A 13371-nucleotide genomic window follows, 5' to 3' on the forward strand; every position below is an offset into this window, starting at 1 on the left:
TTCTTAGTATAGTTATAATTTATATATTTGATATTATAAATCAATTTCAACTATATGACCTTAGTTCAGCTCGAATACATTGTTGCAGTAGACACTTATAGAAGTTTTGTAACTGCTGCGGATAAGTGTTTTGTAACACAGCCTACTTTAAGCATGCAGGTACAAAAACTGGAGGAACTACTGAGTGTTAAAATTTTCGACAGAAGTAAACAGCCAGTAAGTCCAACAGAAATTGGCACCCAGATTATTGCACAGGCCAGAATTACATTACAGGAAAGCGGAAAAATAAAGGAGCTGATCAACAGCCAGCAACAAGATGTTCTGGGCGAATTACGGATAGGGGTTATTCCAACCGTTGCCCCATATTTACTGCCAGAAGTTATTTCGGCCATGCTCGAAAAATACCCTGAACTCAAACTCCTTATCTGGGAATATACTACAGAAGACATCATCCATCACCTAAAAACCGGGGTGTTGGACTGCGGCATCTTGGCCACGCCTTTAACAGATGCCAACATTACAGAAGTTCCATTGTATTACGAAAACTTTGTAAGTTACATCAGCAAAAACAGCAAACTGTATAAGAAGAAAGCAGTTGATGCAGAAGACCTGAACGATGAAAACATCTGGCTATTAAACGAGGGCCATTGCATGCGCAACCAGGTTTTGAATATTTGCCGCTCTACCAAGAACAACCGGCTTCAGGGCTTAGAGTATAATACCGGCAGTGTAGAAACTTTGGTTAGAATGGTTGATCTGAATGGCGGCGCTACTTTATTGCCTGAACTGGCTATTGCAGAGTTAAATGCAAAACAGTCAAGCAAAATCCGCCATTTTAAATCTCCGGAGCCCGTACGCGAAATCAGTTTGGTAACGCATAAAAACTTCATTAAAAAACGGATGCTTAATGCTTTGAAAGATGAGATATTGGAAATTATACCCAAGGCTATGAAGCAAAAAAAGAAAAAAGATATTGTTGGGATTTAAGCTTCTTGCGAAGTTTAAAAGGGACAGCGCAAGTGGAAATTTTGCAAAGTTTTACTCCGCGATCTTGAGTACGAGAAGGCTTGATGAGCCGCCGAAGCATCTTACAGCGATCGCTACTCGCGAAAGCATTAGGATTGCTTAGTGCCTCGCAATGACGACTTTTTTTTGTGAATTAGATTGAATGATTGTTTTAATTTAAAACTCAGCAGCCAATTCCTTATCTTTATCTACATGATCAGCTAATTTATAGCTCGATACCTTTGGATTTTTATCTTCTAGCAGAACTAAAATAATCAGCGAAATAATAGGGATTAAAAAGGAGATCAAAAACCAGAACCAAAATTTACGGCCCGTTCTCTTGGCCAAAAAGCCTGCTAAAAGCTGTGGCGACAGCAACAATCCCAGCACAACCGCGCCTAAAATTATTTCTGGCATCTGTAAAATCCTATTGCAAAATGTGCTCCTGAATAAAATTATTGGTTTTGTTTCTCTACAGGAGGTGCTGAAAGCAGACCTTTAATATCGCTTTCAACTTCTTCTTCCTCGCCTTTTTTCTTTTTCTTGTTTTTAGCTTTTAGGCCTTTTCCACTTAAACGCTCTTCAATAACTTTATCGTATTCTAATTGTTGCTCGGGCCTTAAAACATTGCGGATGTTTTTCGAAGTTTCATTTTGTAGCTTGTAAAATTTATCTACATCTTCCTCGCGCGAATTACCAGCCTGCTGCCTTTTAATTAAATCGGCCTGCTCTTTGGCCTGGTTGTAAGTAAAGCTGTAGATCACACTTTTTTGGGTGCCGTTCAGTTTTAGCCTTTTATCCAGATCATCAACATTCTTTTGTGCAATTTCGGTAGGTGTTGGCACCTTATTTTGCTGTGCGCTCACCAATCCATTAACTCCGACAACAATTAAAAATAAAATTACAAGCCTTTTCATTTCGAACATTTTGATATGTGCGAAGTTACTTAATTATCTTAAAACAAGAAAGTCCCGATTTACACCGGGACTTTCTTAAATTTTTATTGGAATTTGGCTTACAAAGCTTTTTTGTAAAGTTCAGCTACTGCATCCCAGTTTACAACATTCCAAATTGCTGCTAAGTAATCAGGACGTTTGTTCTGATATTTTAAGTAATATGCGTGTTCCCAAACATCAATACCTAAAATTGGCGTACCTTTTACCTCAGCAATATCCATTAAAGGATTATCTTGGTTTGGTGTAGAAGAAACCTGAAGTTTTTTATCAGCACCAACAGATAACCAAGCCCAGCCCGAACCAAAACGGGTTGCTCCAGCTTCCTGTAATTTAGTTTTAAGCTCAGCAAACGAACCGAAAGTTTCGTTAATTGCTTTAGCTAAGTCGCCTGTAGGCTCGCCACCTTTATTTGGGCCTAAAATGTTCCAGAACAAAGAGTGGTTATAATGACCGCCACCATTGTTTCTAACAGCAGCTGGGAATTTTGAAATGTGTTTTACAATTTCCTCGATGCTTGAAGTCGCTTCAGGCTTACCTTCTAATGCTTTGTTTAAGTTGGTAACGTAAGCTTGATGATGTTTATCATGGTGAATTTCCATGGTAGTTTTATCAATATGCGGTTCTAATGCATCGGTTGCGTAATGTAACGCAGGTAATTCAAAAGCCATAATGTTTATGTTTAAAGATTTAAAAATGTTTCTTGTAGCAAATATAACATTAGAACGTTAAGATTTGTTCATGTTATTATCATCAAATCGTTTTCTGCTCTGTTGTTGTAATTTTCGAAAGATTGAAAGTTGTAAGATTCAGTGCTATAGCGACAGTGTGGCAGTGAAAAAAAGGTAAATGGTGTATGGCCTACAGTTGGATAGCACTTGGCCATTAACTATAACAATATCGGGCCATCAACCCAATTACCTTTTCTTTGCAAAAAAATCTTTCATCAGCGCACCGCATTCCTCTGCCATTACACCACCTTTCAGCACCGTTTTAGGGTGTAGCAGGTTTGCATTTTTTGATAGGAAACCTCTTTTTTCTTCGCGCGCACCATATACTATCCGGCTAATTTGTGTCCAATAGCTTGCTCCGGCGCACATTACACAAGGCTCGATAGTTACATAAAGGGTACAATCTCTTAAATATTTTCCGCCGATGGTTTGTGCGGCAGAAGTAAAAGCCTGCATTTCGGCGTGCGCAGTTACATCGTTAAAGCGTTCGGTTAAATTATAACCCCGGCCAATAATCCTGTTCTTACTTACCACTATAGCACCAATTGGAATTTCATCTTCAGCCAACGCCTTCTTTGCTTCTTCTAAAGCCAGTTTCATGTAATGAAGATCTTCTTCTTCAGGATTGCTATCTTCGAAATTGTAAAAGCTCATGGCGCAAATATAGGATTTTAAGCAGCCAGACTTCCAAAATTTCCGATGGGCATGGCGCAGACTAATTTCAGAAGCTTAAGTATAATTCTTTGAAGCGCAATTTCAGTGTCCATCGGTTAGCTTCGGTCCTGCTTTGCGCTGCAAGTCCGCACTCGTTCCTCGCTTACGGGCTTTACGCTGCAATAAGGGCTATTTGGCTTCTTCTGAAGCTTAGATGGCTCAAAACGCTGGCCAACTTAGGAAGTGGAGCCTAAACCAATTTACTGCCATTCGGCACTTTGCGCTGCACCGCAGTTAGCACAATATCACCGTTTTCATCGGCAAAGCCGGTAACCAAAAATTCAGACATAAACTTACCAATCTGCTTTTTCGGAAAGTTGATTACCCCTACAATCTGTTTCCCGGGCAATTCTTCCAATGTGTAATGTTTGGTAATCTGGGCACTGCTCATTTTTATTCCAAATTCACCAAAATCTACTTTCACTTTATAGGCAGGCCTTCTGGCTTCAGGAAATTCAAATGCTTCTAAAATTGTCCCAACCCTAAGCTCTACCTTTTCAAAATCATCCCACGTAATTTGCTCCATAATGCTATTTAATGTAAAAACACAAAAATATAAATTATTAAATCAATCAAGAGTTCAGGCCAATTTACAGCAAAAATCAGTTTAAGCCACTGCGCTATAAACATTTACTACTAATAGATACATGAAAAATTTGAGATTAATATTTAAAAAATTATCTTTATGCAACCGTTTGCACAACCAAATATAAATTGAATAAAAACGATGTATTTATTAGGGATTGATTTAGGCACCTCATCTATTAAAGTTGCACTTGTTGATGTTGCTACCAAGAAAAGTGTAGCCACGGCTCAATATCCAGAAGAGGAGACCGCCATCAAATCTGTAAAACCAGGCTGGGCAGAGCAACCGCCAGAAGAGTGGTGGAAAAATGTTCAGCAGGCTATCTTAAAGTTAAATACCAAAGGTTCATTTAATCTAAAAGAAATCGGCGCGATAGGTATAGCCTACCAAATGCACGGCCTGGTGGTGGTAGATAAACAACAAAATGTACTGCGCGACAGTATAATATGGTGCGATAGCAGGGCTGTTGAAATGGGCAATGCTGCTTTTGATGCCATTGGTCATGAAAGGTCGTTAAAACACCTTTTAAACTCTCCCGGAAATTTTACGGCTTCAAAATTGGCTTGGGTAAAGGAAAACGAGCCTGATATTTATGCGCAGATTGATAAAATTATGCTACCAGGAGATTTTATTGCCATGAAATTAACCGGAGAAATTACCACGAGCATATCCGCACTATCAGAAGGGATTTTCTGGGATTTTGACCAGCACGAAATCTCGGCCGATGTAATGAAACATTACGGCATAAGCGATAACCTCATCCCTGCCATAAAACCCTTGTTTTCTAAACATGGCCAGCTTAAAGAAGATATAGCCAATCAATTGGGCCTCACCAAAGGAATCCCCGTAGCTTATAAATCAGGCGATCAACCGAATAATGCCCTCTCTTTAAATGTATTAAAACCAGGAGAAGTGGCTGCAACAGCAGGTACATCGGGGGTTATTTACGGTGTGAGTAATCAACTTACCTACGATAAGCAGTCGAGGGTAAACACTTTTGCGCACGTAACCTATACCGAACAGCACAAACATACGGGCGTGCTGCTGTGTATTAACGGAACCGGGAGCATGTACCGCTGGGCGAAACACAATTTTGCGCCCCAATCTACCTATCAAGAACTGAACAGTTTAGCCGCAAAGGCACCCATTGGGAGCAAAGGAATACGCGTTCTTCCTTTCGGTAATGGCGCTGAAAGGATGCTGAACAATCAGTATACCGGGGCACAGCTATTGGGTATCGATCTCAACACACACAATCAGGCGGATATTTTTAGAGCCGTTCAAGAAGGCTTTGCTTTCTCTTTCCGTTACGGATTGGATATTATGCGCGAAAACGGAATGAAACCCAAAGTAATCAGGGCCGGCAGGGCCAATCTGTTTTTAAGCGAGCTTTTTGCCCAAACCTTTGTAGATGTAACCGGCATTCCTGTTGAACTTTATGAAAACGACGGAAGTGTTGGCGCTGCACTTGGCGCAGGAATAGGTGCAGCAATATTTGAAAGTGCCGGAGAAGCTTTTGACCAGCATACGCCAATTACAACATTAACCCCACAGCACTCGGAAGTTTACGAACCCATTTACCAGAGCTGGAAAGAAATATTAGCAAAACAATTGGCAATTGGTTAATAGTAATAGCCGGAGAGGCAACTATCAGCCAAAGACCATCAACCAAAAAACAAAAACACCATGACAAAAGTAGTAACAGGAGCAAAAGAATTTTTCAAGGGCATTGATCAAATTCAGTTTGAGGGCTTAGAAAGTGATAACCCACTAGCCTTTAGATGGTACGATGCCAATAAAGTGGTTGCAGGTAAAACCATGAACGAGCATTTTAAATTTGCCTGCGCATACTGGCATTCATTTAACGGTAATGGTTCCGATCCATTTGGCGGGCCTACCCATGTTTTCCCCTGGGATGAAAAGAATGACGCCATTGAAAGGGCTAAAGATAAAATGGATGCCGCTTTCGAATTTATTACCAAAATGCAGATTCCCTACTACTGCTTTCACGATGTAGATGTGGTTGATTATGGAGATAACATAATTGAAAACGAACGCAGATTACAGGCCCTTGTGGAGTATGCCAAACAAAAGCAGGCAGAAAGCGGCGTAAAATTACTTTGGGGAACGGCAAATTTATTTAGCCACAAACGTTACATGAACGGCGCTTCTACCAACCCTGATTTTCATGTACTGGCACATGGAGCCGCACAGGTTAAGGCCGCTTTAGATGCAACCATTGCACTTGGAGGGGAAAACTACGTTTTTTGGGGTGGAAGAGAGGGCTACATGAGCCTGCTAAACACCAATATGAAACGCGAGCAGGAGCATTTGGCCAGATTCTTACATACCGCGAAAGATTATGCACGCAAACAAGGCTTTAAAGGAACGTTTTTTATCGAACCAAAACCTTGCGAGCCATCTAAACACCAGTACGATTACGATGCGGCCACCGTTAAAGGCTTTTTACAACAATACGATCTGTTGGCCGATTTTAAACTAAACCTCGAAGTTAACCATGCAACCTTAGCGGGGCATACTTTCCAGCACGAACTACAGGTGGCCGTAGATAATGGCTTACTGGGCTCTATAGATGCCAATAGAGGCGACTATCAGAATGGCTGGGATACCGATCAGTTCCCGAATGATATTAACGAATTGACTGAAACCATGCTGATCATTTTAGAAGGTGGCGGTTTACAGGGGGGCGGTGTAAATTTCGATGCAAAGATCCGCCGTAACTCTACCGATCCTAAAGACCTGTTTTATGCCCACATTGGGGGGATGGATATTTTTGCCAGGGCATTGATTACGGCTGATGCCATTCTTCAAAAATCAGATTATACCAAGGTAAGAACAGAACGTTACGCATCTTTCGATAGCGGTAAAGGGGCAGAATTTGAACAGGGAAAGCTCAGTTTAGAAGATTTAAGAAATTACGCATCCGAAAACGGAGAACCGGAAGTACGCAGTGGCAAGCAGGAATACCTGGAAAATCTGATCAACCGGTATATTTAATTTTATTGATCATTATCATGTTGGTGGTCTGTGAGGGCTCAGACCACTGGCACTTGATTTAACTAGAAGGCAAAAATTGTTTTCAGGGTAATATCTTTTTACTCAGCCATTGAAATTACTATATCATCACAACCTTGGCGGAGAACCCAATAGTCTCCTTATTTGAAGGTATCACAAATTAATAAACGTTACTTTAACACTTTTTAATTTAAAAAAAAGCGGAGATTAATTTATGATTTTACTACATTTAGATTTCTAAACCAAATAACCGCTATTATATTAATGAAACACAACTTATTGGACACGAAGGATTACATTGTATTTGCGATCTACTTCGTTATTGTGGCTGCTTACGGTCTGTACATCTACAATAAGAAAAAATCCGCATCCACAGGCTCAAAAGATTATTTCTTGGCTGAAGGTTCGCTTACCTGGTGGGCTATCGGCGCATCGCTAATTGCATCCAACATCTCTGCCGAGCAGTTTATCGGCATGAGCGGTTCGGGCTTTAAAATGGGACTTGCAATTGCCACTTACGAGTGGATGGCCGCCCTTACCCTGGTTATTGTTGCCGTTTTCTTTATTCCGGTTTACCTGAAGAACAAAATTGCCACCATGCCACAGTTTCTGCACCAGCGCTATAATGGTACCGTAGCCATGATTATGGCCGTGTTCTGGTTATTGCTTTATGTAGTGGTAAACCTAACCTCCATATTGTATTTAGGTGCCTTGGCGGTGAGCAGTATTTCTGGTTTCGACCTCACCTTCTGTATGTATGCCATTGCCGCCTTTGCCATTGTAATTACACTGGGCGGAATGAAAGTAATTGGCTATACCGATGTGATACAGGTGTTTTTCTTAATCCTTGGTGGTTTGGCCACAACTTATCTGGCTTTAAACTTAGTTTCTACCCATTATGGAACATCAGGCATTTTTGAAGGATATAGCTTAATGACCAGTAAGGCATCTGAGCATTTCCACATGATCTTAAAACCTGAAAACGAAAACTATATCGACTTACCGGGCTTAAGTGTGCTTGTAGGTGGTATGTGGATTGTAAACCTAAATTATTGGGGCTGTAACCAGTACATTACGCAACGCGCTTTAGGTGCCGATTTAAAAACTGCGCGTGGCGGTATTTTATTTGCAGCATTTTTAAAACTGTTAATGCCGATTATTGTAGTATTACCGGGTATTGCAGCTTATGTGTTATATAAAGATGGTGCCTTTCAATCAGAGATGCTTCAAGATGGATCAGTAAACCCTGACCGCGCTTATCCTGTACTGTTAAATCTTTTGCCTGCCGGATTAAAGGGCTTATCATTTGCCGCATTAACAGCTGCAGTTGTGGCATCGTTAGCGGGTAAAGCAAACAGTATTGCAACCATTTTTACTTTAGATATTTACAAAAAAGTATTAAAAACCGATGCCAGCGAGAAAAATCTGGTTGTAACCGGAAAAATTGCTGTAGTTGTAGCCATGATATTGGGTGTTTTAATTGCACCATATTTGGGTATAGATAAAAAAGGTGGTTTCCAATATATCCAAGAATATACCGGTTTTGTATCGCCAGGTATATTTGCCATGTTCATATTGGGTTTCTTCTGGAAAAGAGCCACTTCAAATGCAGCACTTTTTGCCACAATTGGTGGTTTCGGATTATCACTGTTGTTAAAATTCCTTCCGGGATGGACCGATCTTTCTTGGTTATCGGGAATAGGATTCTCAGTAAAAAATGCAGTAGGTGTTTATGAAATTCCTTTCTTAGATAGGATGGGCATTGTTTTCGTGTTCTGTATCATCGGTATGGTTATTATCAGCTTATTCGAGAACAGGAACGGTACCAATCCAAAAGGTTTGGAAATCGATTCAAAAATGTTCAAAACCACAACCAGCTTTGCAGTTGGCGCATTAATCATTATCGGCTTATTGGTAGCGCTTTATGGCATTTACTGGTAGTCTTTAAGCTTCAGGCATGCTCAATGCCGCTGAACGTTTGAACAATAAAATTTTAAAAGCTTTCTGGGAAACCGGGAAGCTTTTTGTTTTTAAAGCAGCATTGCTGTAAAGTTGATCGTATTTAAGCTTTTATCACGCTCGCACAAAAAAACCTTTGTTTATAAACCCGACAGCGCGGTTAGCCCGCAGTGAAGCGCAGCGAAACATGGTGAGTTGTTAACTTTACTAGCAAGTCCGCTAGAAAGTTAACAACTCTTTTCTAATTTAAACTTATTATGCTGTTTTGGAAAGCAGAAACATCGCTTTTCGGTCTCAGTAGTCCCGCCCTATTCTTCAAATCCTCGCCCTGTGGGTTTTACGCTACAGTCCGGTTTAGGTGGCTATGCTCGTGGTACTATTTAAGGCTTTATAGCGCTCGCCAAACAAACCTTTGTTTATAAACCCGACAGAGCGGTTAGCCCGCAGTGAAGCGCAGCAGAACGAGGACTATAAGCGATGGCGGGACGAAAGCCGCTATGAAACACAGAACCCTACATTTTCAAAAAAAGAGAACATATTAACCTGATTACTAATAACTTATAGGCATGCTAGATTATTGAGAACAAGGTCCTTCGGGTATCTCTTTACTAATTTTTAATACTTTCATTACCACCAAAGTTGAATCGAAATCGGCAGAAACAGAAGCGGTATCCGATTTGGTAAAATAACCTTCCAGTTCAACGTATACGGGCTCATAAGGCTTTTCGAAACCTAAATTACTGTACGAAAGCTCCAGGTTTTTTACACTGTCGGTAACCCAGTATTCGCGGCCGTCTTCGCACAGGGTAAAAGATTTCATTTCGGGGCCAAAACTATACAAACCTTTAACAGTTTTCAGATTACTTTTTTCTCCCTCGGCTTTATCGGTTCTGTTACAAGCTGTAGCAGCTACGCCAAGGAGCACAACAAATACAATTGCCTGTTTAAATAACTTCATTTTATATGGTTTGATTTATTTGATCTATCTTTTTAACGCTCAAATTAGATGACAAAGCGGATGCCAAAAATGAGAAGATTCCTACGGTAACAAAAACTAACACGAAATCTTTCCATTTTAATGCTATCGGATAAGAACTTACCAGGGTTTTATTTTCTTCATCGCCCATGCTGATAAAACCGTAAGTATGCTGAAAATAATAAAATATGATCCCGATCAGTAATCCCAGCACGCAGCCAGACATCGTTATCATCATTCCTTCAAATAAAAATATACGCTTAATCAGTTTTTTTCCAGCACCTAAGCTGCTCAGGATGGCAATATCTTTTACTTTATCGATTACCAGCATGGTTAACGACCCTATGATATTAAATATAGCAATAATCAGGATAAATGTAAGAATAATATATACGGCCCATTTTTCGGTGTTTAAAATGTGGTACAGCGATTTATTCTGCTCTGCCTGGTTCTTTACCTCGTACGCCAGTCCGAGCTTTTCTACAACTGTTTTTTGAAACCTATCTGCATCTACCCCTGGCTGCAGGTTGATCTCTATAGCAGACACTTTCTTCTCTTCGCCCAGAAGCTCGCGGGCAAAGCTTAGCGGTACAATAATCCCATTATCAAAATCCTGCTGAACCTCAAAAACCCCACTTACCCGGATGTTTTTGGCGATAAAATCATCGGCAGGGTTTAAATTGTTAACGGCAATGTCCTTTTTGGGCGAATAAATTTCCAGTTCAGTAAAAGGATCTACAGTATTAACGGCTAGGTAACTTTGAAGTGCAGAACCAATTACAGCATTATCTCCGCTGTTGTTATGCAATATAAATCGGCCCTCCTTTATGGTACTATCGAGTTTGGCATTTTTAAGATAATCTGTACTTACCCCCTTAACCATGCCTACTGCCTGCTTGTTATTGTATTTTAGCAAAGCATTTTCCTGCAGCACTTCTGCAAAGGCGTAAACATCCTTGTCCTTTCTGAGCTGATTAAAATAGCCTGTATTCGGATCGAAAGTTTTACCTTTTGCCGGTGTAATGGCAATTTGTGGGGTAATGGTATCGAACATGTTCAGTACCACTGTTTCCAGACCGTTAAAAACCGAAAGAATAATAATCAGTGCCGCACTCCCCACCATTACACCAATCATGGAAATGCCCGATATCAGGTTAATGGCATTGGTTGATTTTTTGGCAAAAAGATATCTTTTTGCAATATAAAACGAGGTATTCACAGCAGTAAAGATAGGCAAAATGTAAGATGGATGAGGCAAGATGGAAGAGGTAAAATACAGATTCCAATCATTCCGGTTACATTTTCCATCTTACATTTTTACTTAAAAAAATGGGTTATGTTGTTTTTCAAAACCAATGCTGGTTGCCGGCCCATGGCCAGGGTAAACTATGGTTTCATCTGGTAATACAAAAAGTTTATCAGAAATGTTTTGAATTAGTTGCTGGTGGTTGCCTCCCGGTAGGTCGGTACGGCCAATACTGCCATAAAAAAGCACATCACCCCCTATCAAAAAATGATCGGCTGCGCTGTAAAAACATAAGTGTGCAGGAGAATGTCCTGGAGCATAAATCAAGGTTAAACTGCTGTCACCAAACGAAACCGTTCCTGTTTCAGGCAAAAAGGTATCGGGCAGGGGCGAAACATCGTAGCGGGTAAAGCCCATGGCTGGTGCATAACCTGGCACAGCGTTTAAAATGGGCAGCTCGCCCTCGTTAAACTGCGGTTTTAAACCATAAGTTTCGAATACGAATTTGTTGCCAAAAACATGGTCGAGGTGGCAGTGGGTATTGAGCAGCAATACCGGTTTAAGTTCTTCGGCCTTAATAAAAGCAGCCAGTTCGTTCTGCTCAAAACCTTCATACATGCCTGGATCGATAATCACACATGCCTTCGTTTCGTCGTAAAGCACATAGGTATTTTCGCTGTAAGCATTGAAGGTGAAAGTTTTTACGGTAATCATAAGCTTAAAAAAAAGATCCTGCCGATTGCAGCAGGATAAGAATAATGGATTAGTTTTTCCACTTAAAGGTAGCAATAAGCGTATCGATGTCTTTTTTGATGAAATTGATCACAGGAGCGATAGAATCGTACTGAGGGCGCTCGTTAAAATACAAAGCTCCCCTAAAGTAATGCTTCGCACTATCGGTTAGGAAGAACTGCACCGACGAAGCGGTATTTCCTTCAATGGCATAATAAATCCCATATACTTTCTTATCGGGGTAATTAATCAGTTTTTGGTCTATCGCACTGGCCTTTATGGTGTGCTTAAAAGCCAGTTTCCTGGCATCTTCTACCATTTCATCGTAAGCACCTTTGCCAGATACATCGTAATAGGTTAAGTGCAGAAAGCCATTGAACTGCTTAAAATGAAGGTTGTACCAGGCCTTTTGTGCATCACGGGTTTTATCCTGTTCTACTGCTGCATATGTAGGATATTCGAAACTAAAGGGAACAGGCTTTGTAAAAGTGATATATTCTTTTTTGGGGAATTCGATCCGATAGTAGGCCTTTGGTTTTGGACTGTAATCGTGATTTTGGCAGGCCGAAACCAATAAAAGCAGGATAAAGGGAAGAAAAATCAGTTGCTTGAATTTCATAAATTAAAAATTTCTTTACCGTGCAGCACCAGTTAATTGGGTTAAATTACTTGTTCCATATTGCCCAGGCTTTTTCGGCCTGTTTATACAACATTTCCAAACCATTTTTAGTGCTGGCTCCACGTTCGGCGGCCTTGGTTAAAAATGCTGTTTCTAATGGGTTATATACCAGATCGTAAGCCAAGTGGCCAGCGCCAAGCTGCGTATAATCAATTTCAGGAAAGGTATCAATATTTGGCGACATGCCCAAAGGTGTAGTATTGATCAGTAATTGATGGCTGGCCAGAATTTCGGGACTAATATCGCTGTATAAAATGGCACCGGGTACGGCTTTGCGCACCACCACCTGATATTGGATGTTTAGCTTTTCCAAAACGTATTTTACAGCCTTAGCCGCACCGCCATCGCCAAAAACAAGTGCATTGGTATGCTGTGGACCCAGCAAGGGCTTTAACGATTCCTCAAAGCCATACGCATCGGTATTGTAGCCTTTTAAATAATTTTTACCTTCAAAGCTTTTAATAGAAATGCAGTTTACGGCACCAATTTTCTCTGCTGCATCATCTACTTCGTTTAAATAACAAAGTACATTTACTTTATGCGGAATGGTTACGTTTAATCCGCAGAGCGATGGATTTTCACTTAAAAGATCGGGTAGCGATTTAATATCGGCAATTGGAAAAAGCTCGTATTGATGATCGATTATCCCTTCGTTTAAAAACTTCTCGGTAAAATATTTTTTCGAAAAAGAATGAGATAATGGATACCCGATTAAGCCATATGTTTTCATATTATTTATAAACAATTAAGGGCT

Annotated in this window: 14 protein-coding genes; 4 read left to right on the top strand and 10 right to left on the bottom strand. The window is 40.4% G+C overall.

Annotated elements, in window-relative coordinates; all coding sequences use genetic code 11:
- Window positions 1-54 precede the first annotated feature (54 nt).
- Window positions 55-987, top strand: a complete 933-nt coding sequence (locus tag ACS5PU_RS07725) for a LysR substrate-binding domain-containing protein (RefSeq protein WP_439458709.1) — start codon at window positions 55-57, stop codon at window positions 985-987.
- 195 nt (window positions 988-1182) lie between these two features.
- Here ACS5PU_RS07725 and ACS5PU_RS07730 read toward each other — a convergent pair whose 3' ends face one another.
- From ACS5PU_RS07730 to ACS5PU_RS07750, 5 genes are all read right to left on the bottom strand, one after another.
- Entirely contained in the window at window positions 1183-1422 is a 240-nt protein-coding gene (locus tag ACS5PU_RS07730) for a hypothetical protein (RefSeq protein ID WP_439458710.1), read from the bottom strand.
- 38 nt (window positions 1423-1460) lie between these two features.
- Window positions 1461-1922, bottom strand: a complete 462-nt coding sequence (locus ACS5PU_RS07735) for a hypothetical protein (protein ID WP_439458711.1) — start codon at window positions 1920-1922, stop codon at window positions 1461-1463.
- A gap of 98 nt (window positions 1923-2020) precedes the next feature.
- Entirely contained in the window at window positions 2021-2629 is a 609-nt protein-coding gene (locus ACS5PU_RS07740) for a superoxide dismutase (protein ID WP_025141449.1), read from the bottom strand.
- 246 nt (window positions 2630-2875) lie between these two features.
- A complete protein-coding gene (locus ACS5PU_RS07745; protein WP_439458712.1) occupies window positions 2876-3343 on the bottom strand; it encodes a nucleoside deaminase in 468 nt (155 codons plus the stop codon).
- Between the two features lie 250 nt (window positions 3344-3593).
- A complete protein-coding gene (locus tag ACS5PU_RS07750) occupies window positions 3594-3929 on the bottom strand; it encodes a tRNA-binding protein (RefSeq protein ID WP_439458713.1) in 336 nt (111 codons plus the stop codon).
- Window positions 3930-4130: 201 nt separating this feature from the next.
- Here ACS5PU_RS07750 and ACS5PU_RS07755 point away from each other — a divergent pair, with 201 nt between their 5' ends.
- From ACS5PU_RS07755 to ACS5PU_RS07765, 3 genes are all read left to right on the top strand, one after another.
- On the top strand, window positions 4131-5615 hold the full coding sequence (locus ACS5PU_RS07755) for a xylulokinase (RefSeq protein WP_439458714.1): 1485 nt from the start codon (window positions 4131-4133) through the stop codon (window positions 5613-5615).
- Between the two features lie 60 nt (window positions 5616-5675).
- Window positions 5676-7007: a xylose isomerase gene (gene xylA, locus ACS5PU_RS07760; protein WP_439458715.1), complete on the top strand. Its 1332-nt coding sequence runs from the start codon at window positions 5676-5678 to the stop codon at window positions 7005-7007.
- Between the two features lie 282 nt (window positions 7008-7289).
- A complete protein-coding gene (locus ACS5PU_RS07765; protein WP_439458716.1) occupies window positions 7290-8966 on the top strand; it encodes a sodium/sugar symporter in 1677 nt (558 codons plus the stop codon).
- A 592-nt stretch (window positions 8967-9558) separates the two neighbouring features.
- Here the strand turns inward: ACS5PU_RS07765 and ACS5PU_RS07770 are convergent.
- From ACS5PU_RS07770 to ACS5PU_RS07790, 5 genes are all read right to left on the bottom strand, one after another.
- On the bottom strand, window positions 9559-9942 hold the full coding sequence (locus tag ACS5PU_RS07770; protein WP_439458717.1) for a hypothetical protein: 384 nt from the start codon (window positions 9940-9942) through the stop codon (window positions 9559-9561).
- Window position 9943: 1 nt separating this feature from the next.
- Entirely contained in the window at window positions 9944-11218 is a 1275-nt protein-coding gene (locus ACS5PU_RS07775; protein WP_439458718.1) for an ABC transporter permease, read from the bottom strand.
- A 63-nt stretch (window positions 11219-11281) separates the two neighbouring features.
- Window positions 11282-11920 (bottom strand): MBL fold metallo-hydrolase, encoded by a 639-nt coding sequence (locus tag ACS5PU_RS07780; RefSeq protein WP_439458719.1) that lies wholly within the window; start codon window positions 11918-11920, stop codon window positions 11282-11284.
- 49 nt (window positions 11921-11969) lie between these two features.
- Window positions 11970-12557 (bottom strand): gliding motility lipoprotein GldD, encoded by a 588-nt coding sequence (gene gldD / locus ACS5PU_RS07785; protein WP_439458720.1) that lies wholly within the window; start codon window positions 12555-12557, stop codon window positions 11970-11972.
- Window positions 12558-12603: 46 nt separating this feature from the next.
- Window positions 12604-13347, bottom strand: a complete 744-nt coding sequence (locus ACS5PU_RS07790; protein WP_439458721.1) for a shikimate dehydrogenase family protein — start codon at window positions 13345-13347, stop codon at window positions 12604-12606.
- Window positions 13348-13371 lie beyond the last annotated feature (24 nt).

This window comes from Pedobacter sp. GSP4, assembly GCF_051857575.1.
In the GTDB taxonomy this organism is placed as follows: Bacteria; Bacteroidota; Bacteroidia; order Sphingobacteriales; family Sphingobacteriaceae; genus Pedobacter.